Origin of the sequence: Pectobacterium sp. 1950-15 (assembly GCF_037136835.1) — a bacterium.
Classification (GTDB): domain Bacteria; phylum Pseudomonadota; class Gammaproteobacteria; order Enterobacterales; family Enterobacteriaceae; genus Pectobacterium.
Genome location: NZ_JBBBQR010000017.1, coordinates 66,722 through 92,438 on the forward strand (window position 1 = coordinate 66,722; position 25,717 = coordinate 92,438).

The window sequence follows — 25,717 nt, forward strand, 5'->3', positions numbered from 1 at the left end:
CATGAGGACAACTCCATGAAGAAGCGTTTTTCCGACGAACAGATCATCAATATTCTTCGCGAAGCCGAGGCGGGTGTTTCCGCCCGCGAACTTTGCCGTAAGTACGCCATCTCCGACGCCACGTTTTATACGTGGCGTAAGAAGTTTGGTGGCATGGAAGTACCTGAAGTAAAAAGGCTTAAGTCACTTGAAGAAGAGAACGCCCGCCTCAAGAAGCTGCTCGCCGAAGCCATGCTGGATAAAGAGGCACTACAGGTGGCTCTGGGCCGAAAGTACTGACGACAGACCAGAAGCGGGAAGCCGTGACAGTGATGTGCAAAGCAATAGGTCTGTCGCAACGGCGTGCCTGCAGGCTGACAGGTTTGTCCCTGTCGACCTGCTGTTATGATGCGCACCGTCCGGCTACTGATGCGTATCTGTCTGCACGTATCACCGAACTGGCAATGGAACGCCGACGTTTCGGTTACCGGCGTATCTGGCAGCTTCTGCGTCGTGAAGGCCTTTGCGTTAACCACAAACGGGTCTACCGCATTTATCATCTCAATGGCCTGGGCGTAAAACGCAGACGGCGCCGTAAGGGGCTGGCAACTGAGCGGATTCCGCTGTTGCGTCCGGCAGGTCCCAACCTGACGTGGTCAATGGATTTTGTCATGGATGCGCTGGCCAGTGGTCGCCGGATTAAATGCCTGACCTGCGTTGATGATTTCACGAAGGAGTGTCTGACGATCAGCGTTGCTTTCGGGATTACAGGCGTTCAGGTATCACGCATTCTGGACAGCGTTGCGCTGTTTCGTGGCTATCCGGCGACGATAAGAACAGATCAGGGGCCTGAGTTTACCTGCCGTGCGCTGGATCAGTGGGCCTTTGAACATAATGTTGAGCTGCGGCTTATTCAGCCGGGCAAGCCGACACAGAATGGCTTTATCGAGAGTTTTAATGGTCGTTTTCGCGATGAATGCCTGAATGAGCACTGGTTCCACGATGTTGTTCATGCAAAAGAAATTATAAGCGCATGGCGGCAGGACTATAACGAATGTCGGCCTCATTCTTCGTTGAATTATCAGACCCCTTCAGAGTTTGCAGCGGGATGGCGAAACGGAGAATACGGGAGTAAATCAACCGACATTACTAACTGATTATTGTGTTTAATACTGGGGGCAGGTCAAGACCATGCTGATTACCAGGGAACGGCGAAGCGGCATTCATAAATAGCTTTACCCGTTCCAGTAACTGCTACATATACCGGCACTGATGGTTACGCGTTATGGTCTCGTGTAACGACAACCACAGCAACTCGATTGGATTCAGCCACGGCGAATACGTAGGCAGGAACAACAAACGGAACTTCGTATTTTTTTCCAGCCACTGTTCCACCTTGCGGCTTTTATGAATGATGTCGTTATCAACGACCAGCGTAATGGTTTTCGCTCGCCGATATGTCCTCCGTAATACCTCTAACAGATTGATAAATAAATCAGAACACTTTTTACTGCCGCCGACGTAATGGACTCGTCCCGTATCCGAATGCAGTGCCCCTGCCAGATAATACTTTTGGTTATGTCCCGGCGTAGTGATACGTTTCTGCTGCCCTTTGGGCATCCAGTCCGCGCCGATTTTCGGGTTCAGGTCGATATCCACTTCATCCTGATAAAATACCGGATGGGTCGGCTGCTTCCGGACGACCGCCTGCTCGTCTCAGGTAGCGGTGCAACGTGGCAGGATGAAGCGCTACGTTAAAAAGCCGATTAACGATAAGTGCCAACAACTCGGTGCTCCAGCGGGAGCGCAGCCAGCCAAAATCCTGAGGAGAACGCTGAACCAGAAGCGGTAGAGTATGCAGGATATCCTCGACCGGCCAGCGTGGTGTTCGTCCATACTTGAGGCTCTTTAGTCCTTCAATATCCTGTAAAGTAAACCAATTTATCCATCTTCCAACGGATGAGCGAGCCGCACAGAGCAGTCTGGCGACATCGGTGACGGTCATTCCCTTATGTAACATCAATATGGCGATGAGTCGTCTGGAATGGTTTTTATCGCGAGTCTGTTGGGCTTCCTTACGCATTAGTCGTCGTTCTTCATCAGGGATTGCTGCTAGGATCGGCATCACTCAGTCCGGTTAGTGATATTGGTTGGTTTGGCGATTGATCAGTTCGCACAATTCGGGCTGAGTTCCCTCAAAGTGATGTGATGGACGTCCCTCCTCAACATAATCCTGCCACACTTATGTTGAGCCGTCTCATTTATAGAGGAACAACATCATGAACACGATAAAAGTTGTCGGTATCGATCTGGCTAAATCCGTTTTTCAGCTTTGTGTCTGGATGAATGATGGGACCGTTGCCTGGAATCGAAAAATTTCTCGTAGCAAGCTATTAGATACTGTTCGTCAATTCCCGCCGGATACACTTATTGCAATGGAAGCTTGTGCAACCTCGCATTACTGGGGGAGGACTTTCCAATCCATGGGATACGCCATCCGGCTCATCCCAACCCAACATGTAAAGGCGTTAACTCGTCATCAGAAAAATGATGCCAATGATGCTCTGGCAATATGTGAGACGGCATTTCGTCCGGGGATTCACTTTGTTGCCATAAAGACGGTTGAGCAGCAGGATACCAAAGCGCTGCGTTGTGCCCGTCAGTTGATGGTCGAACAGCGCACCGCCGCTGCCAACCAAATTCGTGCTCTGGCCGCCGAGCAGGGCTTCGAGTTCCCGGTTGGGATACACACTTTGCAACAGCGATTACCCGATTTGATTGAAGATGCGGAAAAGCCAGTGTCTCCGGTATTACGCCATTTGCTTTCCACTTTATTGGAAAACATCCACACATTGAATGAATATATTCGTTCAACAGAATATGAAATCGCAGCATTGTGTCAACAGCAGCCCCGGTATCGAGCACTGATGACGATACCGGGTGTTGGCCCGCTCATCGCCGCCGCTTTTTTAAGTGAGGTTGATGCAGAACAATTTGCTAACGGAAGACAACTTTCCGCCTGGTGTGGTCTGGTTCCCCGGCAACACAGTTCCGGCGGGAAACACATCCTCACTTCGATGACTAAAAATGGTAACTGCGACCTTCGGACACTTATCATTCATGGCGCCAGAGCGATCATGCGCTGTGCCCAAAAACGGGATGATCGCCTCGGAAGATGGCTTAATCATGTCACTGAGCGCAGGGGAAAAATGAAAGCCACCGTGGCGCTGGCAAATAAGTTAACACGTATTGTCTGGCGGTTGCTGTCTGAACCGGTTGATTTCAATATGGACGAGGCATTTGCGATGAAGTAATGATTTAGTTCGGCACAAAGTAAAATTTTTCCTGAGTTTGCAGGCACTGATGAGAAAACGGTAAACCAACCCTGTAATAACCTGAAGTAGATCCAGGTAGAAAATACCGGCCAAGTGATAAGGAAACAGGGTGCGGATGACATCATGGCGCGGGCAAGTTTTTCCCCAAAAGACGCCGGATATATGACAGCAAACCGTATCACGTCAGTACTTGTACACCCCGGGACGTCCATATATGATCTACTATTTGGCGAAGCTATTTAGAGCGTGTCCCTTAACCTCTTTGCTCGCTAAAAAGCGCTGCAAGAATCATTTTACAAAAGGTAATTTCGGGTTAATAATTGAGTAGTTATGGCATTCGTTATCGCTTAAAAGAAATTTTTGCATAGCTATAACGATGCTGAACTGTACAAGAAATAGTTACGGACACACCCTAGTTGCTGATTTTTCAGTTCTTCCGTCATTTCGCCATGAGCGGCAAGAAAACGCGCACGCCAGTCAGTATCGGAAAGCTGATTTTTCGCTTCCGTATTGGCTTTCTGTTCTTTGGCACGCGCAATGGCGGTATCGATGTTATTCAGCCCACCCGCATTAACGGTGTGCGTTTCCCGCATTCTCAGGTAATAGTCAGTTGCCCTTTTCAGCGTATCCGGCAGGGGATTAACTGGTTTCGTTTCTGGTGGCTATTGTGCAATTCACCACACAACTCCCGTTATCTTAGCCTGTTGTGCCATTATATCACACAAAACAATCTCTGCCGCAGGTCGTTCGGGAGCGTCGATACCATCCGCATATCGCAGTAACGACTGCGTTTGCGTATGATCCTGTGATCCAGAAAGATAAAGCCGTCGCTTACATGGCTAAGATCAATATCGCCAGCCCACTTCTGATTCGAGCCTCCGGCACTAAAGTCCTGCTGTAACAGGTTTTCTGATACCGGAAGGTGATGTTCACGGTAACTCATTAGCCACTTGGGTTTTGCTATTCCTGGAAGCACCGGTGTGCGGAACCCCGCGAACAGATCCCTGTTTCATTCAGTGCGTTTCTAGCGGGTGGCTGGTTTTATGTTCAGGAATAAGCGGAGCGATTTTTTCCCAGAGTTCATCACTAATCCGCCACTTGCTGCCAGCCATACTACGTTCTCAAAAATTCTCAGTTACTTATATTCTAACAATCCCTATTGGGATGCAGGGCGGGATTCCACTTTGTTAAAAAAATATACAAAACAAAGGTTTTGATAATCACCGCATATTGATAACTCTTTATCAATCGATAATCACACCTATTGCGTGCATTTTTTGAACTTGAATTGTATTTATTTTGATCATTACAACCACATAAAGTGAGTTAAATTTCACCCTGATTGGGATAGCACTCTTAGTGTTTACATTAATTATCAAGATAATTATTTTTTTTAAATTAAAATAGTTCGCTATTTTAATTATTACTGATGGTTTTTTATTCTTCATTCAATTTTTCAATTGGATTATTATTTTATTGTGAATGTAATTTTTAAAAAAGTAGTTAAATTGTTGACTGGGAAGTTGTCATTTTGTAAAATTTCCACCATGGGATTGAATTTGTAGGGACAAATTCATGAAATATAAAGTCTGAACTAAAACTTTAGCTTCATCGATTCCCATCCTATGAGAATAATTAAAGCTTTTCTTTGAAAAGCCTCAGGATTATAAAATAACAAGGATGATGTGATTATGATGTCAAATACTCTCCTTTCATCCCCCCTTAGTTTGAAATGTTTTTGTAATAATGATTTTATTATAATTTTTCTGTTTAATGGTTCAGGGTTTTAAATTAAAGGTAAAATATGTAAATGGAGTGTCCAGACGGTCACTCTTCTCACCTGCGTGCAATCCTTGGGGATATTATGTCTGATAATGTGGAACTGATCGTAACAATCAAAAATATTCTGGCGAAAGAATTAAATATCGAGTCTCTCGACGAGTTAAATGAGTCAACATCATTACGTGATGATTTAGGTCTCGATTCAATGGCCACACTGACCTTTCTTATGTCTCTTGAAGATAATGTCGATAACTTCACTATTGATGCTAATACTCTTGAAGGGCATCACGTAGAAACAATTGGAGCCATCTGTAGCTATGTGAATGCGCGGCTAGAGGAAGCAGCATGATATGTTCTATATAAATCAGGTTTTTTGTAAGGTCATGGACAGGCGTGAATTAAGACGTATACCCAGAGACCGATTTACCATTTACCAGAAAGATTTACACCGAATAGCTCAGGATATCCTCACTGAATCAACGTTGCTTGAGGGTGACCAGTATTCCTATACGGAGCTGGGCGATGCGGTGTTGCAGGATGTGGAAAAGGAGGAAGCCCTTGATGGTGTTGACATGGCGATGTTCTGCTACTGGACGCCCGAGTTCGACCCTGACTATTCTGCCTTTGGTCCGTATTTTATGGATCGTTATAAAATAAAGGGGCATTCTTTTGATATCTGTGATAACGGCAGTCTTGCCTCAGCCACAGCATTAAACGTTGCTGGCAGTTATCTGAAAAATGGCAGTGTGCAGAAAATACTACTGCTGGGTATGGAGCAAAATACGATACCTCGAAATTTAGCGCAGGGCTTTTCCGTTCCATCAAGATCCTGTTCTGTTGCCGCATTATTAACGGCGGAGAAAAGACCTGAAAGTCAATGGAAGCTCATTAATTCTGGTCACATTACGGAATGGGATTCAGGGAAATTAGAAGACAGCTATGGTTTGCTTGTCGATATTCTTAATCAGTCAAATACCAATGCAGATGATGTCGTATTGTTAACACAGCGCAGTGGGTATTTCTATAAGAAACTCCGTTTTCATCTGGAGACCACCTCGCAGGAATTACCAATAGACTATGTATTTCTTCGCCCTGACGTCACAGGAATGAATACTTTACTGACACTCGCAGGTGAAACGCTTGCGCCACTCAACAAGCGAACCGTATTACTTATCGAGCATGATATGGAAAGTCTGAGGATGGCATGGTCTCTTTTACAGAAAGTTCAGGAGGTGGATCATGTTTGATATTAATTACCCCTTCGGGTCTAAGCATTATCAGCCGTTTTCCTGGGACGCTGAGGAAATATCCCTAAAAGCCTATTCAAACCGACAGAAAGTCGCTGCGCGCGGCGGATTTGCTGTGGTTTCAGAGCATCAATTAGCCCATCAACAGTTAAGTTTTATTACAGAAAGTGGTGCTGTCTGGCAGGACACTGCCGCGCTGAAAATTTACCCGAGCAGTGCTGTCATAACGCGCTATCACCTGGTGGTGTGCCAGCTTCCACAGCAGGCTACTGGGTCTGCCGCGTTTCACGAACGGACGCCCCTGTTTGCTTGGCAGCATGAAATCGTGCGCAGTCAGTTGGAGTGGATTGGGCGCTGGACACAAGTCCTGATGGAGCATGCTGCACAGCGCAAAGTAGGATCATCCACGCTGTTGTCTGTCCCCTCCATTCGCCTGCGTCTCGGGCAGATCATGCAACGCCACGACTTACTGGAGCAATGTCTGGTTCTGGACAACTGGTCGGCACAGCAGGCGCTGACTGATATCGAAGGCATGGTGGATGCCCTGATCAAGACTGCGGGCGGTCGGGCCATGCTGCAACACGGGCTGGTAGAAATGAATAGCTTATTCGCCGTGTTAAACCACATTTATCTCGGAACCTCCCATGATGAATTTTGACCGTTCAGTCGCCCTGACTCACTACGACGAAAAATGGCTGGATCTGGCGCAGCTGTTTCGTTCTCTCTCCCTAGAAGTACTCAGCGATCGTGATGTCGTGCTGGCACATCTGGACAGGCCGTATTTTGATGAAGTTTACGCTGACCGTACCAGCACCTGCTTCGAACGTGCCCGTATGTATGAAAGCCTCTCTTATGGCGATCCGAGCGTATTGCTCTCCTGTCCCGGACCTTCGCTTTCAGGAATCGTGTTGCGTGAGTTAGGTTCACCGGAACAACAGGACCAGTTCTTTGAACATGTCTCGCGCCAGCGTGCACGTACTTGCATGGCTGTAACGGAACCGGAAAAAGGGTCGGATGCTGGTAATCCGACTTCCAGCCTGAACGCTGACCATCTTCTTCTGGCGGAAAAATGGCTGGTGGGCAATGGCCGTGAGGCCACGATGGGCACCATCGTGGTGAGAACCGGTCCGGGCCCCTACAGCATCGTGGTGGTGATGCTTACCCCTGAAACTCTCTCTCATACAGGCACGTTCCGCCAGCTCTTGCCTCTGGCGGGCCTGCAGGGCGCCGGTTTGAGCCATCTGCATTTTGACAATGTGCCCGTCAAACCAGAGCAGGTGCTGGGAATGCACCGCCGCCCCCTGGAGCGCGGTATGCATGCCGTGATCAAAACCTTCTATCGTATGCGCCCCTGCGTTTGTGCAATGGCGCTGGGTAATGCACAGGCTCTGCTGGATCATGCGCTGCCGTATTTGCAAACGACATCGGCGCGGGAACTTCATCGCTCGCTGCAAAGCCAGGTAGACGGCGCGCGTGCATTGAACCTCCGTGCTGCACAACGTATTGACGACCAGATTTTTGATGGCGCCGCCGTGTCTCTGGCCAAAGCGTGCGCGACGGAACTGGCTGAGAAAGTGGCACGCAATATGCCGCTACTGACCGGAACCGCTCATTACCTGACGGATGCCTGGCTGCAGAAAGCCACGACGGATGTCCATGGTTATGAATGGATGGAAGGCAGCCTCGATATGCAGCGTCTGAATATCGTGGCGGGTTATCACTCCCCGGCGAAATAGCCCAACAAACGGATAAACGCGATGGCAATGCAACCTGTGCTCAACCAACCACCGGCTCGCCGTTATCAGGGGTTGAAGTTGTTGAACACGCTTTGGGACACCACCTTCACGCTCTGGGTCACGATGCTGGTATCGTCCATGGCGGTATTAATCAACATTGGCATCATCAGCCAGAATGCTCCTCAGACGCTGTACGCATTAGGGTTATTTCTGCCGCTGAACTACGTAATGATGGCCATCCACGAAGGGTTGCGAATTCCGGCACTGCGTTACAGCTCACAGCACCACAGCGAAGCACGTAAAGTGCTGGGAACGCGTCTGGTATTGCTGTTCAGCGCGATGGTTGTGTTGATGGCATTACTTGTTGGCTGTGTCTGGCTGTTCCAGTCAGGCATTGCCGGGCTGTTCCATATTGCAGCGGAACGTCAGAACGATGTCATGGCGTTTATTCTGCCGATGTTACTGGCAGGTATTCCGATTGGCTGTGCAACGCTGATTCTCTCCACCTTATTTGGCAGTGGACTCAATCGTTTTGCCAGCCTGCTGGGTATCAGCGGAACCGCGCTTAACCTGGTGGCGACATGGCTGGCCGCCACGCACTGGCATCAGGGGCTCCAGAGCCTTATCTGGGGGGCATTGATCGGCAGTAGCTACCTGACGCTCAGCGGTAGCACACTGCTGTATAGTCGCGGGATCCGGCTCTCACTCACTGGTGTCCGCCGTGAAGCCATGCAGGTATTGAATGATATTGCTTTTATTGGTACGCCGGTGGCAGGAAGTTTTCTGCTGTTGTTCGGCTTCCTTTTTTCTTTCAACTACCTAGTGTCGTTTTACGGTGCCAGTGAAATCGCCGGTTTTGGCATCGCATTCCGCATCCAGTCATTCGTCATCCTGCCCGCAATTGCCCTCGGAACGGCCATGGCGATACATGCTAATAACGCGATTGCGGATCAAAATTTTTCCCGTATTCGCCAGATCCTCTTTGCCGGGATAGGACTCTCCGCCGCACTTTATCTGGTCATCAGCGTGCTCGTGTTTCTGTTACAGGAACGCCTGGTGATGCTGTTCACCCGGGATGAAACCGTCATTGTTTCGGCGTTGCGCTACCTCAACTGTGTTGCGCCGTCCTATCTCAGTCTGGGTGTGGTTCTGGTACTGATGACTGCGCTGGAACAGACCGGGCAGGGACTGCGGATATTGCTGATCAATATCGTCTTTTACGCGCTGGAAATTGGCATTGCCGCCTTACTGGGGCTCAACCACGTCGATGCAACGCGGCTCTACCTCGTGATTGCGATTATGAACTGGTTATCCGCGCTTTACGTGGTTTACGAACTGAATAAACGCCTGGCTCCCCAGGTCAGGTTGCCCCCGCGGGAAATGCAATCTTAACCGTGATGGAACAGGTTCTTATCTTACCGAATGCTCAGGAGTTATGCATGAAGCACAGCTTGGCAGAATTGATTCGCGATGCAGATACAAATTACCCAGACAGAACCGCCATGATCTTCAAAGATCATCACTATAGTTACCATGATATCTGGATGCGGGTATGTGCTATCGCTGCCGGGATGCGCCAGCGCGGACTGCAGCCGGGTGAAAGGGTTGTGATTTGTCTGGGCAATCATCCGGACAGTCTTGCCGCATTCTGGGCTGCGCAGAAGCTCGGTGCCTGTCCTTCTCTGGTCGCTATCGATACGGCCGTGAATAAGCTGGCTTATATTCTTAATAACAGCGGAGCCAGACAGCTGTTAACCTCTCCGGCAATCTCCGGCGCGCTGATGGCGTTTGGCTTGCAGCAGATCCCGGAGCTCAGCACTGTTATTGTGGCGGGAGAACTGAGCAGGACGGAAAACGGTATATCGCTGGAAGATTTCATTGCCGATCCGCTAGCAGAAGCGCACATCCCGTTACAGGCCATCAGCGTTGATCTTGCATCGATCATTTACACCTCAGGTTCAACCGGCGAACCAAAAGGCGTGATGCTGAGTCATCAGAATATGCTGGCTGCCACGGACTCTTTAGCGACATACCTGGGCTATCGGCAGGACGATGTCATTATTGCGGTTCTCCCGGTCGCATTTGATTATGGTCTCTACCAACTTATCCTGAGTTGTTACATCGGCGCCACTGTGGTGCTGGAGCCCGATGGTGTTTTACCTACTCTGGTGTTGCGTCATATCCAGCAGTATGGCTGCACTGTGATGCCAGGTCTCTCTTCTCTCTACAGTTTGCTGGACACCTATGCCAGCAGAGGCAAGTTTGACCTGAGCCGCGTGCGTCTGGTTTCCAACACCGGTATGGCACTACGTAGGCAGCATATCGATATGATAAAGCGCCTGTTCCCGCAGGCGGACATTTTCTCAATGTATGGTCTGACGGAGTGCAAGCGCTGCACATGGCTCCCGCCAGCAGACCTGGAACGTAAACCTGACAGCGTTGGTATCGCGATCCCCAACACGCAAATTCTGGTGGTGAATGATCAGAACCAGCCTTGCATGCCAGGTGAAGTGGGGCAACTGGTCATACGCGGCGCTACCGTGATGCAAGGTTACTGGCGCAATTCTGAAGCGACAGCGAAAAAAATTGGCGTGCATCCGCTGTATGGTGACCGTTGCCTGTACTCGGGTGACTACGGCTGGCTGGATGATGAAGGCTATTTTTACTTTGCCGGACGCATGGATGAAGTTGCCAAAATCCGTGGCCGCAAGGTTATTTTCAGTGAGGTGGAGAAGGCTTTATTCCGTCATGAGGCGGTCATCGAAGCGGCGGTCATTGTTCACAATGATGAACAGGATCCAGAGGATCGTATCGTGGCTTTCGTCGCCACATCATCGCCTGCCGCACTGACTGAAGCCGAACTGCGTCAGTTCTGTCTGACGCAACTGGAGCAGTATCAGGTTCCTCACGTATTCGTTTTGCTGCCGCGATTGCCGAAAAATGCCAACGGAAAATTTGATAAGCATAAGTTGCGCTTAGACTTTAACGATTCCGCACGGAGGTTGCCGGCATGAGGAACAAGCAGGCACTGGTATTGTTGTGCGCGGTCCTTGCGGTGATTTTTGCAGGCGTGTCCGTCAGTATCACCACCGCACGCACGACGGCGCCGGCCGAAACGGGCAGCGGTGCGCCACCCGCAGCGTTACAGGGACCACCACCGGCACTGGTTGAAACTGCACAGGTGAAAACCATGTCCTGGCAGGATAAAAAGAACGTGGTGGGAACCGTTAAAGCTGTGCATTACCTCGATGTGCGCACAGAAGTGGCGGGAACTATTCTGCAGGTGGCGCCGGCAGGTGGCCAGGTAGTGGCAAATGGCATGCTGTTTCGCATTGATGACCGCGCTGAGCGTGCGCAACTGAAGCAAAAAGAGGCTAATCTGGCAATGGTGCGGCAAAACGCTCACCGTGCCGATCTGCTGGTCAACAAAGCCATTTCACAGGCAGATCAGCAGGCGGCTCATGTCAACCTCGCTCAGGCTGTCAGCGATCAGGAAGAGTTGCGCAGCATGTTGCGCAAAATGACGATCACCGCCCCCTTCTCCGGTGTGGTCAGTCTGCACGATTTGGCACCAGGCCAGTCCAGTCAGGCAGGACAGACGCTGTTTTCCTTTTATGATCCCGCAAAACTTTATGTCGAGTTCAGCGTGCCGGAAACGGATATCAGTGCGCTGCATCCCGGCGTGAAAATCACGGTTGATGATACGGTGTCCGGATATACCGGTAGCGCGACCATCACGCTGATCAATACTGAAGTCAATACGACCAACCGCACGCTGACATTACGCGCGGTGCTGGACAGCGGCAAGTTCCGCCATGGTTCCAGCGTCCGTGTGACTTATCCAACCATGACACCGCAGTCCAGCCTGGTGCTGCCGAACGTCGCCGTAAACTACTCTGCCTACGGACAATCCGTATTCGTGGTACAGGATCGCCGGGCGAAATTACGCTCCATTGTCACTGGTGATGAGCGTGACGGTTTGGTTCAGGTACTACAGGGTCTGGATGCGGATGAAACGGTGGTCACCGCCGGACAAATCCGTCTCTATCCTGATGCTCCGGTGCGTCTGGGGGATAAATCGTGAAGATCACCGAACTCTGTTTACGACGGCCGGTGATTGCCACGGCGCTGAGTGCCTTGCTGTTTATCAGCGGATTGTTTTCTCTTGGCCAGCTACCCGTCGGTCTTTATCCTACGGTTGATGCGGATGCTATCAGTGTCAGCGCCTGGTATCCCGGCGCATCCGCGGAGCTGATGGATGGACGAGTGACGTCAGAGGTGCTGTCCGCTGTATCCGGCGTGGAAGATGTCAGCTACGTCACCAGCAATTCCGAAACGGGTCACAGTGAAGTGGTGCTCAATTTGCGCCTCGGAAGCGACACGCAAAAAGCACTGACGAATATAATGGAACGAGTTAATGCCATTTCGCGCTTTCCTGCCGATATGGATCCGCCACAAATTCTGCGAAAAGAGCCGGATCGTGCGCCAGACTTTGCTTTAACATTCACCAGCGATGCGATGCAAAGCGCTCAGGTGTCCGACTACCTCACCCGGGTGGTGAAACCACGTCTGGAAGCCCTGAACGGGGTAGGCAGTGTGGAGATCCTTGGCAGTGAATATGCCATGCGTATCTGGCTGGACCCACAGCGGATGGAGCGCTACGGCGTAACCGCCGTGGACGTCAGCGCCAGCCTGAAGTCTGAAAATACGCAGCTCAATGCAGGTGTGTTGCGGGAAAGTAATCAACGATTTCAGTTGATGCCTCATACCGGCCTGTCGACGGTCAGCGACTTCAGCCGTCTGCCCATCGTGACCGCCGCGGGCACGCCACCCGTGCGACTGGGAGATGTGGCCAGAGTCGAGCTGGGAGGCTCCCAGCCCCAGGTCAAATCGGTCTTTAATGGCAAACCTGCGACAGTGGTGTTTATTCACTGGCAGCGCGGCAGTAATCCACTGCTGGTGGGTGAGGAGCTGCGTCGAACACTTGATGAATTAAAACCTAATTTTCCTTATGACTTAAAAGCCAATTTACTTATCGACAGCAGTGAATATATCAGTGGGGCAGTCCATGAAGTATTTCTGACCATTCTGCTGACCTGTGCAGCGGTGACACTGGCGATCTTCTTTGGCACGGGGACACTGCGCGCTGTCAGCATTCCGGTTGTGGCTATTCCGCTGTCACTGGTCAGTGTTTGCCTGTTGATCTGGCTTTGTGGTTTCTCCATTAACACGCTCACGCTGCTGGCGATGGTTCTGGCTACCGGGCTGGTAGTGGATGATGCCATCATCGTTTTGGATGTGGCGCTCCACCGGATGCGTGAGGGCGACTCTCCCTGGCAGGCCACGTTAAAAGGGGGACGTGAGATTGCCAGCTCACTGGTGACCATGACATTGACTCTGGCCATCGCCTATCTGCCGCTGGCGTTTATCGGCGGCATTGTGGGTAAGCTGTTTTCTGAGTTTGCCGTGACGCTTGCGGGGGCCGTCATCATCTCCGGTGTTCTGGCGCTGACGCTAACGCCGGTAATGTGCGCGCGGCTGCTGTCACAAAACCATCAGCAGTCCCGAATGGTGATACGGGTTGAAAATCTGTTCGTCGTACTGCGCCGCCGCTATGAGCGCTGTCTGGTAAAGGTATTACGAACCGGGAATATTCCTCTGTGGATCTGGGCTGCAACACTTGTTGGTGGCGTAACGCTGTTCTTGATGTTGCCGCATGAGCTGGCGCCGAAAGAAGATCAGGGCAGCCTGATGGTCATTGCGGAAGGTCCCAGCGCAATGGATAGCTCGTATCTGGAGCAGCAGGCGCCTGCGCTTGAAGCTATTTACCACTCGTTTGCCGAAATCAGCAACTTTAACTACGTGCTGGGTGTACCCAATGACAACCAACTTCTCTCCTTTGCCCGCCTGACAGACTGGTCACAGCGACAGAGATCTGCGATGGAGCTGCAACCAGAGTTACAGAGCAAGCTGGCGACGATCCCGGCGTTACAGTCCGTAGCGATCCTGCCGTCTTCACTGCCTGGCGTGGGAGGATTGCCTTTCCAGTTTGTTCTCAAACATGAGGATAAGGATTACACCAAACTGGACGCACTCAGTAACGCCATGCTGCGTCGCATGCGCACCAGTGGTCTGTTCCTGTTTGTGACCAAAGATCTCAAATATGACGCCCCGCAAATTGCTCTGCAGCTCGATCGTGAGCAGTTGGCACAGTCCGGTATTGCCTCCTCAGATGTCGGCTATACCCTCAATCTGGCGTATGCCAATACCAAACTGCAGCCCTTCACTTACGAAGGACGCACCTATGATGTCATCCTGGGTCTGGATAAATCTTCTCAGTCGGCAATGAAAACCTTGCTGGACCTGCAGGTCAGAAGTACCAACGGCAGCCTCAGTCGTCTGGGCAGTTTTATGACACCGCAAAATCAGGTTGTACCAGCCTCGCTGAAGACCTTCCAGAAACAGGCATCAGTCACCTTGCAGGGCGTTTTAATGCCAGGCGTTGGTCAGTCACAGGCGGCAGAGTTCAGTCGCCAGATACTGGCGGACTTCAAAGCGCGAGGTGTTTCCTACGACCTGGCCGGTGAAACCCGGCAAAGCGAGGAAGAGGGGCAGCGTCTGTTGATCACCTTTGCTATTGCACTGATTGGAATCTACTGCCTGCTGACGTTGCAGCTCACCAGCCACTGGGACCCACTCATTGTCCTGTTCGGCAGCATCCCATTCTCAGTCTTTGGCGCGTTGCTGGCACTGCTTTGGTTTGGCATGCCGCTGGATCTGTTTACGCAGGTCGGCATGCTGACGCTGGTCGGCCTGATCAGCAAGCAAGGCATTCTGATGGTGCATACCGCAAATACCTTGAGTGAACGTGGAGTGACAAATATCTGGTTCGCCATTACACGTGCGTCTGCTTCCCGTCTGCGAGCCATCATTCTGACCTCACTGACGATGGTGCTGGGCGCTCTGCCATTGCTGTTTGCTTCAGGCCCTGCGGCGGAGTCTCGCTTTGAGCTGGGATTGGTCATTGTCGCAGGGATGTTGCTGGGCTCGTTCCTGACCCTCTTCCTATTGCCATCACTGTATCTCTTCGTGCACAGAAATCGAATGGAGCCACGTCTGTGAACCTTACCATCAATGATATTGGTATTTATCTGCCGGAAACCACGCTTGAGCTGGATCAGATTCGCATGGAGCCGCGGTTATCAGACGCGGAGATCAAAGTTTATCAACGTTTCTATGGCCTTAAGCGGGTCGCGATCAGTGATATTTCACTGGAGGACATGATGTTCCGCGCTGCCCAAGATGCCCTGATACGCAGTGGCGTGGCAGCAGAAAGCATCAGGCTGCTGGCGCATGTCCACACCTCTCCAGAAACCTGCGCCTGGCCCAATGGTATGTTGACCCGGTTGTGTCGCCGCCTGGGCTTGCAGCACGCAGCATCTCTGGCGGTACATACCAACAACTGCGCGTCTACCCTGAGCGGATTGATGCTCAGTCAAAACTACCTAGCAGGGAGCGGTGAAGAGGGCTACGCACTATTATTGACCGCAGATCTGACGTTCAGCGGGATTTTGCAGCAAATACCCAATACTACCTTGTGCGGCGACGCGGCCACAGCCTGTGTTATCAGCCTGAACGGCAGCGGAGCAGTGATGAAATCCCTTGAACTGGACTATTTTGGTGAACATGCCAAAGGAGCCTGGCAGTCGGAGGAGGAACAGGCACGGTTTGAAAGCGACTACGTGCAACGTCTGGCAGAGGTGATACAGCGCAGCCGTCAGCAGGCCGGTCTGGAATGGGAGCAAATCCGCTGGATCTTTCCCCACAACGTTAATCTTATCTCTTGGCGCAATGCCGCCGCCAAACTGAATATCCCGTTAAGCAAAATCTATCTGGATAAGTTGCCTGAACTGGGGCACTGCTTTGGTGCGGATATCTTTATTAACTGGCGTTTTGCCAGTCAAACACTTCAGCCTGGGGATCACATCATGGTGGCAACAGTAGGATTGGGCGCCGTGTTTGGCGCGGCCGTCTTTCAGCTTGCGCAACAGGAGTTCGCATCATGACGACGAACCACCATTTGGGGCAGTTACTGCGGCTTACGGCCACGAAGTATGCGCACCTTGAGGCGCTGTCGATAAAAGATGACAGTTGGAGTTATCAGCAACTGCATGAGTTTGCTGCGCTGCTGGCTAGAGGGTTTGCTTTGTCGACGGGAAAATATTGCGCGTTACTCGGACCCCGCCACATCGGCACTCTGGCCGGTGTGATCGCCGCATTATGCTACGGCAAAACCTATCTGCCTCTTAATGAGGAGGAGCCTGCGGAGCGGCTTGGATTGCTGTTACGCAGCACGGGTTTCGATCTGCTGGTCACGCGTGAGCAGGAGCGAGCGCTGCTGCAAACCCTACTGACGCAGAGTGAATTTCCATTGCTTATTATTCTCACTGATTGCGAGCGCAGTCCGCACTGGTGTTGCGACTACCCGCAGCATCGCTTCCTAGGGATGGCCGATCTTGTCGCACTCCCAACTGTCGAGCCGCGCAGTGATAATCCCCATGCCTATCTGATGTTCACCTCGGGTAGTACCGGTACGCCCAAGGGCGTCGAGGTCTCACACGCAAATGTGGTTCGTTACGTTGAAAATACCGTCGCACTGTACCAGCCTAACCATAATGATCGTTTTTCCCAACTGGCGCCATTAAGTTTCGATTTTTCCGTACATGACCTGTTTGTCCCCTGGGGAGTGGGTGCATCAACTCATGTATTTGACAGCAGCCAGAGTATGGCGCTCGGGCGTTTAATCGATGAGAAACGGCTGACGTTCTGGGCTTCAGTACCCTCAACTGCTCTCTGGCTGAAGCGGTTGCGCCAACTGACGCCTGGGGCATTCCCGCATTTGCGGGAGTCGCTGTTCTGCGGTGAGCCCCTGCTGCATGGTGCCGCAGAGAGCTGGCAGGAGGCGGCACCACACTCGCGTATCGACAATATTTATGGTCCCACTGAAGCCACAGTCGCGGTATGCGGTTACCACTGGAAAAGTGATCCCTCTCAGGCTGCGGGCACAGTCGTGCCGATTGGCCGTCCCTATCCGGGAACCGTTCTGAAAATTGGCCGATCGCGTCAGGCTGGGCATGCCAGTAATGAAGGTGAACTGTGGATCGGCGGAGAACAGGTTGTGCAGGGCTACTGGTTCGGTTTGCCGGTGAAGGCAGACAACTTCGTGATCGAAAATGGTGAAGCCTGGTATCGCACAGGGGACTGGGTCACGCTGGATTCAGAGGGGTGTCTGCATTTTCTTGGCCGCTGTGACGATCAACTGAAAGTTCAGGGACAGCGCATCGAACGGCTGGAAATTGAATCCATGCTGCGACAGGTATCAGGCACCGAAGACGTTGCGGTGGTGGGCTGGCCGATCATTGAAGGCAACAGTGTTGAGGGGCTGGTGTTTTTTGTTAGCACACACCACAAAAGTAACCTGGAATTACGCAAATTATGTCAGGAGTCGATGCCACGCATTATGTGGCCAGGCAAGCTGGTACTGGGCGCGATACCGAAAAACCGCAATGGCAAAACTGACTATAAACAGCTGCGCGCTGAACTGGAGGCAGAAAGTCATGCCAGCAGTGGCACAGAACAACGTGTCACTGGACAGAGGTAAAAATGTTCATTCAACACGTTAGTGCACGGCTGCCGGGGATGTCAGTCAATCTGCTTGAACAGCCAGAGCGGTTTAACCTGACCTCATTCAAGGCGCTGATCTATAAAAAATTCATCGGTATCGAACATGTGCCGGTAGCCGTTCCCGGCGAAATGGAAACTCTGCTTGAACAGACCGTGTCCGCTGCTGTGCCGCTCGACAGCCGCGAGCGTATCAAGCTGGTAGTGCATGCCCATACCTGCCCGGTGGTCGGCAATTACGGCGCACTATCAATGCAGCGTGTCTTACGGCGGCAGCGATTACACAATGCACTGTTTGTCGGTATGTGCGCTAACCGTTGCGCATCAATTTTCGACGCGATGAGGCTTATCCGGCAGCGTTTGCAGGAACAGCCCGATGCCCTGGCTCTGCTCGTCACGGGCGAGAGTGCTGTAACCCAGGAACTGAGGCTGGTGGAGAATACCGCAGTGATGGGCGATGCTGCAGGCGCGATGCTGTTTGGTACTCGTGGGCAAGGGAATGAGCTGCTGGCGTGTTGTTCACATACTTATGGTCAGTATGCGCGAGGTGTCTGGCTGGAAGGGGCACCACGCGCCAGTTACGAGACAAATTATCCCGCCATGATGCTGCAGATTATTCAGCAGACACTCGCAGAGGCGGGGATGACGCTGGATCAGGTGCGCTGGGTTATTCCCCATAACGTAAACCGTAAAAGCTGGATCGAACTGGCGCGGACTATCGATCTGCCACTTTCCCGTCTGATGCTGGCAAACATCCCGTTCACGGGGCACTGCTTTGGCAGCGATATGATGCTTAACCTGTCTCACCTGACATCCACGGGGGCGCTGGAGAAAGGCGACGCTTATCTGATGATAGCCGTAGGATTAGGAGGTTCATTTGGTGCAGCTCTCTTCCGTTACTGAAAATGATGCTCCTCTGTTTATCCGGCGGGTTGAGGAGATTGCCCGACATTATCCTGAGCATGTTGCTCTATGGGTGGCCGGAGAAACCTACAGTTATGAGCAACTGTGGCAGGCATCGACGCTGATAGCCGGGACACTAATGCATAAAGAGGGTGAGTTCTGTGCCCTGATCGCCAGTAAAAGCTTCGCCAGTTATGCCGCCATACTGGGTATCATGCGCGCCGGTAAAGGCTACCTGCCCGTGGCCTCGGACGATCCTGTCGAGCGTATCGTTGCCGCACTTGCGCAAATCCACTGTTCCAGCTTGCTCAGTGACAATGACGGTATGGCATTCGCTGGAGTGATTGCCAGCAGATGTCCGGATTTAAAGCCTGTGTCATTGCCGGAAATCATGACGTCTGCTGAAGCAGCCACCGGGCATAATCTGCCCAGCCTTCAGAAACATGGCCCGTGCAGCTTATTGTTCACATCAGGTTCTACTGGCGTGCCGAAAGGCGTTGTTACGAGCCATACGGCCTTTGCAGCGTATCTGGATTCTGCGCTGGCAATTTTGTGTCCGCGCCCTAATGACCGCATCTCACAGCTCACTCCGTTGACCTTTGATTTTTCACTCCACGATATCGGGCTGGCGTGGTGCAGCGGAGCGGCACTGTATGCGATTGACCGTAACGACAGCTACAGCCTGCCTGGGTTTGTCAGCAGACACCAACTGACATTCTGGTCATCGGTTCCTTCAGGCTGGCTGAGCATCGAACGGCTGGGCGCTTTACGGCCCGGTAGCCTTGCTTCTTTGCACACCGTCGTGCTGGGTGGTGAACCGGTACCGCTGGGCCTGATTGCACGTTGTCGTCAGGCTTCGCCTCAGGCTGAGTTTTTCAACATTTATGGGCCTACCGAATCGGCGGTGGCAGTCACCATCAGCCGCTGGAGCGATGACTACCAGGCGCTTGGCGAGTGGCCGCTTGGCATACCATTAATGGGAAACCGCCTGTTACTGATCGATGATAATCAGCAACCTGTAACTCCGGGAGAGCGAGGCCAAATCTGCATTAGTGGCGTTCAGGTCGCGCAGGGATATGTCGGCGTGCAACCTGCTGGGGCATCGAGATTTATCACGTTACCCGGGCAGCAGGGCATGTGGTATTTAACCGGCGATGATGGCATCCAGGATGCCCGGCATGGTCTGTTGTTCCGTGGCCGCCGCGATGCGCAGTGGCAGGTACGTGGTTGCCGAGTTGAACGGGGAGAAATTGAAGATCTGATGCGTAAAGTGGCGGAAACGCCGCACGTCGCGGTACTCCCCGTCACTGGAGAAAATGCCCTGGTCATCAGTATGGCCGCATTTGTCGAAGGTTCTCCCTTCTCAGTAAAAGAGATGCGTCAGCGCTGCCACCAATTTTTGCCTGATTACCTTTTCCCCGGACAGATCATCGAAATGTTGTTACCGCGCAACCGCAATATGAAAACGGACTATCTCGCGCTGCATCACCATCTGGCGCAGGTTTCCTGTGGCGTAAAAACACTGGAGGTACCTGATGCAACATGCTCTGACTGACACCTTTCCTGACAGGGGGGGCGGTGTGGCGCATTATACCTGGCATTCGGTTCTGGGTGACGTATCAGCCAGTCTGTGGTACCCGGCATTCACCGGAACCGGCAAAGCGGTACATTACCTGCGAGTCCTACAGGCTCAGGCTGAGGAGGGGGCGATCCCCTGCGGCGAGTGCTGGCCGCTGGTCATCATGTCACATGGCGCGGGTGGTTCGCGGTTTGATCAGTATTATCTCGCGGAGTGCCTGGCGGCACGGGGATTTGCCGTGTTGACTGTCGATCACCGCGATATTCAGGACGGGCAACAGCGCTGGCGCAATTTATTGACGCGTCCACTGCGTCTGGCTCTCGCTCAACAGGCACTGCAGCATGAAGCGCTGGCGGAAAATATCGACTTTTCACGACCTCTATTAATCGGACACTCAGCGGGCGCGTACGATGTGTTGGTGAAGTGTGGCTGTATACCACGTTTTGAACTGGAAGAAGAGTTCAGCACCGTGCTGACTGAACTGGGTGCTTTTGACGCCAGCGCATGCCGTCTGTCTTCGCCGCTTGGCGTCGTGTTAATGGCGCCTGCACTCTCGAACCTGTTTCCGGCAGAATCATTGTCTTCACTGGACATCCCTGCACTGATCCTTTCCGCAGACCAGGATTCCGTACGCATGCTGGGTACACCGGCGGATTATGCGGCGCGTCTGCCGGCTGTCATTCACCACACATTGTCCGGTGCCGGCCACTATGCGTTTGTTCATGAGAGTCCTCCGATACTCAGGGCGCTGAACCCCGTGGTGAGCGGTGGGGACGTGCGGCCACGCAAACAACTGCATGAAGAGATCATCAGCCATTTAACGGCTTTCTGCGATCGGTTATGCCATGGAGAGCCAACATTTACACAGGGAGCAACACACTATGTTTGACCCAGTCAGTCATTACAGACAGCACACTGCCGTGACCCAGCCGGGGCGTTTTATCGCTGCGCTGGATGCTTTACCTGACGATGTGGATGGATTGATTGGCGCGGTGCAGAATCTACTGGTTCATTACCAGACAGATAAAGCGAAACTCTCGCCAGAGATTATCGCTGCCCGCAGCGCAGAGGTGGATTTACGCTGGGCAGAAGCAATGTTTAGTCGGCTGATGCAATTACAGGATGGAAACCTGCTTTCACCTCGTGAACCCGCGAAACGCCTGCTGTGCACCTGCCGCGATTTTGCCGTGTTGTTGTGTACCTTTATGCGCCAAAAACAGATACCGGCCCGTGTTCGCTATGGCTTCGCGCACGATCAATACAAGCCTGAACGGCCAATGCATGACCATGTGCTGGTGGAATACTGGGATGGGCAGCACTGGCGCTATGCCGAAAGTCGTCTGAATGTGCTGCCGGAACCCTTACTGAATATTGAGCAGAAAAATTTTCCGCGCGATCTGTTCTTTAGCGGCGGAGAAATATGGCGAAAGATCCGGGCCGGCATCCTCAGTGAGCGTGCTTTTAGTGGTTACCACTTTAATGACGACTATGGACAGTGGACCGTACGTAACCTGTTTCTGCTCGATATGACTTCATTATGCGGCTACGAGCCCCTGATGTGGGATGGATGGGGCGTATTACTGGAAGAAAAGCCTGGTGCACGGGTTACACACGTTGATCAGTTGGAGCTGCTCGACAGTCTGGCTCAGCTTGATGTGTGTGATGCATCAGACTGTGCGTCACTACGTACCACTTTGTTGTCGTGCCCTGAACTCTGCTGTCAGCGTGACGTTCACAGTTTCAGCCCGGTGAAAGGGGCTTACCGCGTCAGTATCCATGAAATCAGGGAGGAGGCATGCGTCCGATGATAATGGAGGGACTGACCAGCTATCTGCCCGCCACGACGCTGGTGCTTGAGCGCGATTATGAGCGCCTCGGCATTTCGCAGAATCAGGCGCGGGTGTTCAGCCGTATGTATGAACTGCCCAACTGTCCGGTGGAAGAGGGGGATGAACTTAGCATGCTGGTGCAAACCTGCGAGAGTCTGCTGGCAGACGTCCCCCAGTTGCGTCAGCAAATCGACGTTGTGATATATGCTCATACCGGAGCCGTCAGCGGTGTATGGGGGCAGAGCATCGTGACGCAACTGGTGCGAACCTTGGGGCTGAAACATGCACAGCCGCTGGCGACCTGCAGTAATAACTGCGTGGCGATCTTTTCTGCTCTGGATTTGGCGAGACATCATCTGCAGAACGCAGGCTCTGACGCAAAAGCGCTGATTGTGGTGGGAGAAATTGCTGACAATGTTGAATTACGTGTTGTGGCAAACGTGGCGATTGTTGGCGATGGTGCCGGTGCCGGTATTTTCTCACTGTCAGGTTGTGGCCCGAAGATGCTGGCTCATGCCATTCACAGCTGGCCAGGCTATGCCCATGGTATCTGGCTGCCGACAAATTCTGATTGCTACAAAGATTTCGAGCTGCACTATCAGCCTCGTCTGAAAGCGGTAATCGACGATGTATTGCGGAAGGCGGACACGACACTGGACCAGATCAACTGGATTGTTCCCCACAACGTTAACATCTGGATGTGGCGCAAGGCGGCAGCATACCTTGATTTTCCGCTGGAAAAAATATTCCTGAGTAATATTCGCCGAACCGCTCACTGTTTAGGCGCAGACATGTTTATCAATTTTCACTCCCTGCAGGAGAGTGCTGAATTTTCTGTCGACGATAAAGTGCTGATGGTTTCAACAGGCGTTGGCGGAGTATTTGGCGCTGCACTTTTTCAGTATTAATTCACTATTAAATAAGGGCATAAAGATGACTGGTGAAATAAGCCAGGTGGCGACTTACGGGCTAACCCCACTGACGATTATAAAATTATTTACGCTTGCATGGTTATTTGGTGAAGTGCTTATTATCACTTTATTGTTTACCGTCAGATCGCGCAAAGTGATGCGTGTTTCGCTGCCCGGCGGTGTCAATGTTGATAATTCCAGCCGGAAAGGATCGTTAATCGTATTATCTCTCTTTTCACTGCTTGCATCTGCAGGACTGGCGCTGTGCCTGATCGTGGGGCAGTGGTTACTGACATTATTCACATCGATTGACGTCAGTTTCTATCTGTAATTGTTTTATTTTCAATCACATTACTGATATTCAAACTAATTTAAGGATAAATTATGACTCAGAACCATAGCGACACATCATCAAGTCTTTCCCGGCAAATGGCAGAAAAATTTACTATTAAGAATGACTGCCTGACCATTGGTGGCATCCCTCTTACCCGGCTGGCACAACAAATTGGGCAGACGCCTTTTTTTGCCTACTCTCGTGAGCTTATAGACCGTCAGGTACAGTTATTAAGAGCCCACATCCCGGAAAAGATTAGTATTCACTATGCTATTAAAGCTAACCCGTTTGTCCCTGTCATTCATCATTTGTCACGACTGGTTGAAGGGTTTGATGTTGCATCGGCGAATGAAATGTCACTGGCGCTGAACAGCGGTGTTTCGCCCGAAGACATCAGTTTTGCCGGTCCAGGGAAGACGGTAGAAGAGTTGCAACGTGCAGTGGCTGCCCAGGTATTGCTGAATGTTGAATCAATCACCGAGCTACAGAGAATTAAAGATATTGCAATGGAATACGCTATCGCCGCGCGCATCTCGCTCCGGATCAATCCTGATTACAATCTCAATTCATCTGGCATGAAAATGGGCGGTGGGCCGCGCCAGTTTGGTATGGATGTGTCCTGTGTGCAAGATGCCATGATGGTGATCCGTGACAACCCTGAACAACTGCATTTTGAAGGCTTTCAGATCTTCCCAGGCTCACAAAATCTGCGCGCTGATTTCCTGATTGAAGCACAGAACAAGGCACTGGATCTGGTGATTGAACTGGCGAAAATTGCGCCCGGCTCGGTACGCCGCTTTAATCTTGGTGGCGGGTTTGGTGTTCCTTACTTCCAGGGTGACAAAGAGCTGGATGTGGCATCCGTAGGGGAAGCCATGCATGCCCTGGTCGCCAAAGCAGAGCAGCACCTGCCTGAGGCCGAGATCATTCTGGAATTGGGCCGTTTTCTCGTTGCACCTGCGGGGATCTATATCGCAAAAATTATCGACCGCAAGGTGTCGCATGGCGTGACCTATCTGGTTGCTGATGGAGGGATGAACCATCACCTTGCAGCATCGGGCAATTTAGGACAGCTCATCCGTCGCAATTATCCGGCCGTCATCGGCAACAAAGTGCAGGGGAAGCAGCGCGAAGTGGCCAACGTGGTGGGGCCGCTGTGCACACCGCTGGATATTCTGCTGAACCAGGGTGATCTCGCTGTAGCAGATCCGGGGGACTATATAGCCATTTTCCAGTCCGGTGCCTACGGTTTGACCGCCAGCCCGAACGGTTTTCTTAGCCAGAAAAGCGCGGCAGAAGTATTAGTCTGAGTCAAGACACATGTAATTAAACAAAAGGCGACGATTTTAATGAGTAAATTACTCAGCGATACATTTAAGTTTATTCGCTACAGCGCATTAAGTATCCTCTTTTCGGGCTGTGTGTTCCAACCTGCTGACGAGGCGGGTTTCCGGCGGCTGACTGTCATTGACCCGGTTGCGAAGAAGCCAATGGAGGCTGTTTATTTTTATCCCAGTAATACGGTGGGCAACACTCTGAGTAGCTTCGGCCCCTATCACGTATCAGCACGAAATGCAGTGAAAATGGCTCTAGGAAAATTTCCTCTGATTGTGATTTCGCATGGCAACTCTGGTAGTTTATGGAGCCACCATAATCTGGCAACCGCACTTGCCCGACAGGGCAATATCGTGATCACCCTCAGTCATCCGGGTGATAATTATAAGGATCAGTCAGGTGCGGGTGCTACAAGCACTATATACGGTCGCCCCCTGCAAATCTCCGCTGCGATCACGGCTGTGCTGAATAACCCAGATATTAGCCAGCATATTGATGCTAACAAAATTGCTTTTATCGGCTTCTCGTCAGGGGGAGAAACGGGGCTACTACTGGCCGGTGGCAGGATTGATCCTTCTCGCTATGCCAGCTATTGCGAAAGTCATCAGGCAGAAGCCATGTGTCTGGCAAAGGGACATATCAAGAATGACATTCCTGCATTAATACCTGAATCTGACCCGCGAATTAAAGCCTGGGTGCTGATGGCGCCAGTGAGCGCACCGTTCTCCCTAGAGTCCCTTAAAACATTCAACAAACCGGTGTTAATTTTTACCGGCGATAAAGATGAAGAGCTGTCCTGGCATCAGAACGCCGGTGAGCTAGCGAAAACACTGCCCTCAAAACCGCAGTTGAAAGTTATCCCAGGCGCCGGACATTTTGTCTTCCTCTCCCCCTGCTCAGCGGAACTGCGGGCAGTAACTCCTGTATTATGTGAGGATTCTCTGGGAGTCGATCGAACGACTGTGCACAGCATGATAGGTGAGGATATATCCCGTTTTCTTAACGGGATCTGGCAGGAAAATGGGGCTTAATAAGGTATCGTTCTGGATAACGTACACCTTCGGGG

Annotated in this window: 21 protein-coding genes and 3 pseudogenes; 20 read left to right on the forward strand and 4 right to left on the reverse strand. The window is 51.8% G+C overall.

Going from position 1 to position 25,717, the window contains the following annotated elements:
* Positions 1-15: 15 nt before the first annotated feature.
* Positions 16-1,136, forward strand: a protein-coding gene (locus WCT94_RS17260) for an IS3 family transposase (RefSeq protein WP_336870609.1) whose coding sequence is annotated in 2 segments (ribosomal slippage) — positions 16-274 and positions 274-1,136 — 1,122 coding nt in all. Because the reading frame shifts where the segments join, the coding sequence is not laid out codon by codon here.
* On the opposite strand, the pseudogene WCT94_RS17265 reads toward WCT94_RS17260, so the two are convergent.
* Positions 1,129-2,104, reverse strand: a pseudogene (locus WCT94_RS17265) (IS630 family transposase). The gene WCT94_RS17260 and the pseudogene WCT94_RS17265 overlap by 8 nt on opposite strands.
* A 154-nt stretch (positions 2,105-2,258) precedes the next feature.
* Here WCT94_RS17265 and WCT94_RS17270 point away from each other — a divergent pair.
* On the forward strand, positions 2,259-3,293 hold the full coding sequence (locus WCT94_RS17270; protein ID WP_336870611.1) for an IS110 family transposase: 1,035 nt from the start codon (positions 2,259-2,261) through the stop codon (positions 3,291-3,293).
* 389 nt (positions 3,294-3,682) lie between these two features.
* Here WCT94_RS17270 and WCT94_RS17275 read toward each other — a convergent pair whose 3' ends face one another.
* From WCT94_RS17275 to WCT94_RS17285, 3 genes and pseudogenes are all read right to left on the reverse strand, one after another.
* Positions 3,683-3,907: a hypothetical protein gene (locus tag WCT94_RS17275; protein WP_336870614.1), complete on the reverse strand. Its 225-nt coding sequence runs from the start codon at positions 3,905-3,907 to the stop codon at positions 3,683-3,685.
* Positions 3,908-4,125: 218 nt separating this feature from the next.
* A pseudogene (locus tag WCT94_RS17280) lies at positions 4,126-4,257 on the reverse strand (IS3 family transposase); the annotation flags it as partial.
* Between the two features lie 20 nt (positions 4,258-4,277).
* Positions 4,278-4,426 (reverse strand): annotated as a pseudogene (locus tag WCT94_RS17285) (IS5/IS1182 family transposase); the annotation flags it as partial.
* Positions 4,427-5,178: 752 nt separating this feature from the next.
* Here WCT94_RS17285 and WCT94_RS17290 point away from each other — a divergent pair.
* The 18 genes from WCT94_RS17290 to WCT94_RS17375 are packed head-to-tail and all read left to right on the forward strand — an operon-like array spanning position 5,179 to position 25,682.
* On the forward strand, positions 5,179-5,445 hold the full coding sequence (locus WCT94_RS17290) for an acyl carrier protein (protein WP_119872550.1): 267 nt from the start codon (positions 5,179-5,181) through the stop codon (positions 5,443-5,445).
* 1 nt (position 5,446) lies between these two features.
* Positions 5,447-6,343 carry a hypothetical protein gene (locus WCT94_RS17295; protein WP_336870618.1) on the forward strand — a complete coding sequence of 299 codons (897 nt, stop codon included), beginning with the start codon at positions 5,447-5,449 and terminating at the stop codon, positions 6,341-6,343.
* Positions 6,336-7,001: a hypothetical protein gene (locus WCT94_RS17300; RefSeq protein ID WP_336870619.1), complete on the forward strand. Its 666-nt coding sequence runs from the start codon at positions 6,336-6,338 to the stop codon at positions 6,999-7,001. Before WCT94_RS17295 ends, WCT94_RS17300 begins: the two co-directional genes overlap by 8 nt.
* Positions 6,988-8,079 carry an acyl-CoA dehydrogenase family protein gene (locus tag WCT94_RS17305; RefSeq protein WP_336870621.1) on the forward strand — a complete coding sequence of 364 codons (1,092 nt, stop codon included), beginning with the start codon at positions 6,988-6,990 and terminating at the stop codon, positions 8,077-8,079. The genes WCT94_RS17300 and WCT94_RS17305 overlap by 14 nt, the downstream gene beginning before the upstream one ends.
* Before the next feature lie 21 nt (positions 8,080-8,100).
* Entirely contained in the window at positions 8,101-9,471 is a 1,371-nt protein-coding gene (locus WCT94_RS17310; RefSeq protein ID WP_336870623.1) for an MATE family efflux transporter, read from the forward strand.
* A 47-nt stretch (positions 9,472-9,518) separates the two neighbouring features.
* The gene (locus tag WCT94_RS17315; protein WP_336870625.1) at positions 9,519-11,093 is read left to right on the forward strand and encodes a class I adenylate-forming enzyme family protein; all 1,575 of its coding nucleotides are present in this window, start codon (positions 9,519-9,521) and stop codon (positions 11,091-11,093) included.
* Positions 11,090-12,163 (forward strand): efflux RND transporter periplasmic adaptor subunit, encoded by a 1,074-nt coding sequence (locus WCT94_RS17320; RefSeq protein WP_336870628.1) that lies wholly within the window; start codon positions 11,090-11,092, stop codon positions 12,161-12,163. The genes WCT94_RS17315 and WCT94_RS17320 overlap by 4 nt, the downstream gene beginning before the upstream one ends.
* Positions 12,160-15,201, forward strand: coding sequence for an efflux RND transporter permease subunit (locus WCT94_RS17325; protein WP_336870630.1), 3,042 nt, complete (start codon positions 12,160-12,162; stop codon positions 15,199-15,201). Before WCT94_RS17320 ends, WCT94_RS17325 begins: the two co-directional genes overlap by 4 nt.
* On the forward strand, positions 15,198-16,145 hold the full coding sequence (locus tag WCT94_RS17330) for a ketoacyl-ACP synthase III family protein (RefSeq protein ID WP_336870632.1): 948 nt from the start codon (positions 15,198-15,200) through the stop codon (positions 16,143-16,145). Before WCT94_RS17325 ends, WCT94_RS17330 begins: the two co-directional genes overlap by 4 nt.
* Entirely contained in the window at positions 16,142-17,740 is a 1,599-nt protein-coding gene (locus tag WCT94_RS17335; RefSeq protein WP_119872531.1) for an AMP-binding protein, read from the forward strand. Before WCT94_RS17330 ends, WCT94_RS17335 begins: the two co-directional genes overlap by 4 nt.
* A gap of 2 nt (positions 17,741-17,742) precedes the next feature.
* Complete coding sequence (locus WCT94_RS17340) at positions 17,743-18,663, forward strand: 3-oxoacyl-[acyl-carrier-protein] synthase III C-terminal domain-containing protein (protein WP_336870634.1); 921 nt, start codon at positions 17,743-17,745, stop codon at positions 18,661-18,663.
* A complete protein-coding gene (locus tag WCT94_RS17345; RefSeq protein WP_336870636.1) occupies positions 18,641-20,218 on the forward strand; it encodes an AMP-binding protein in 1,578 nt (525 codons plus the stop codon). Before WCT94_RS17340 ends, WCT94_RS17345 begins: the two co-directional genes overlap by 23 nt.
* Positions 20,199-21,131 (forward strand): alpha/beta hydrolase family protein, encoded by a 933-nt coding sequence (locus WCT94_RS17350; protein ID WP_336870637.1) that lies wholly within the window; start codon positions 20,199-20,201, stop codon positions 21,129-21,131. Before WCT94_RS17345 ends, WCT94_RS17350 begins: the two co-directional genes overlap by 20 nt.
* Positions 21,124-22,050, forward strand: coding sequence for a transglutaminase domain-containing protein (locus tag WCT94_RS17355; protein ID WP_336870639.1), 927 nt, complete (start codon positions 21,124-21,126; stop codon positions 22,048-22,050). Before WCT94_RS17350 ends, WCT94_RS17355 begins: the two co-directional genes overlap by 8 nt.
* On the forward strand, positions 22,038-22,979 hold the full coding sequence (locus WCT94_RS17360; protein ID WP_336870640.1) for a ketoacyl-ACP synthase III family protein: 942 nt from the start codon (positions 22,038-22,040) through the stop codon (positions 22,977-22,979). The genes WCT94_RS17355 and WCT94_RS17360 overlap by 13 nt, the downstream gene beginning before the upstream one ends.
* Before the next feature lie 25 nt (positions 22,980-23,004).
* Entirely contained in the window at positions 23,005-23,313 is a 309-nt protein-coding gene (locus WCT94_RS17365) for a hypothetical protein (protein WP_336870641.1), read from the forward strand.
* Between the two features lie 53 nt (positions 23,314-23,366).
* Complete coding sequence (locus WCT94_RS17370) at positions 23,367-24,626, forward strand: pyridoxal-dependent decarboxylase, exosortase A system-associated (RefSeq protein WP_336870642.1); 1,260 nt, start codon at positions 23,367-23,369, stop codon at positions 24,624-24,626.
* A 39-nt stretch (positions 24,627-24,665) separates the two neighbouring features.
* The gene (locus WCT94_RS17375) at positions 24,666-25,682 is read left to right on the forward strand and encodes an alpha/beta hydrolase family protein (protein ID WP_336870644.1); all 1,017 of its coding nucleotides are present in this window, start codon (positions 24,666-24,668) and stop codon (positions 25,680-25,682) included.
* Positions 25,683-25,717: the final 35 nt, after the last annotated feature.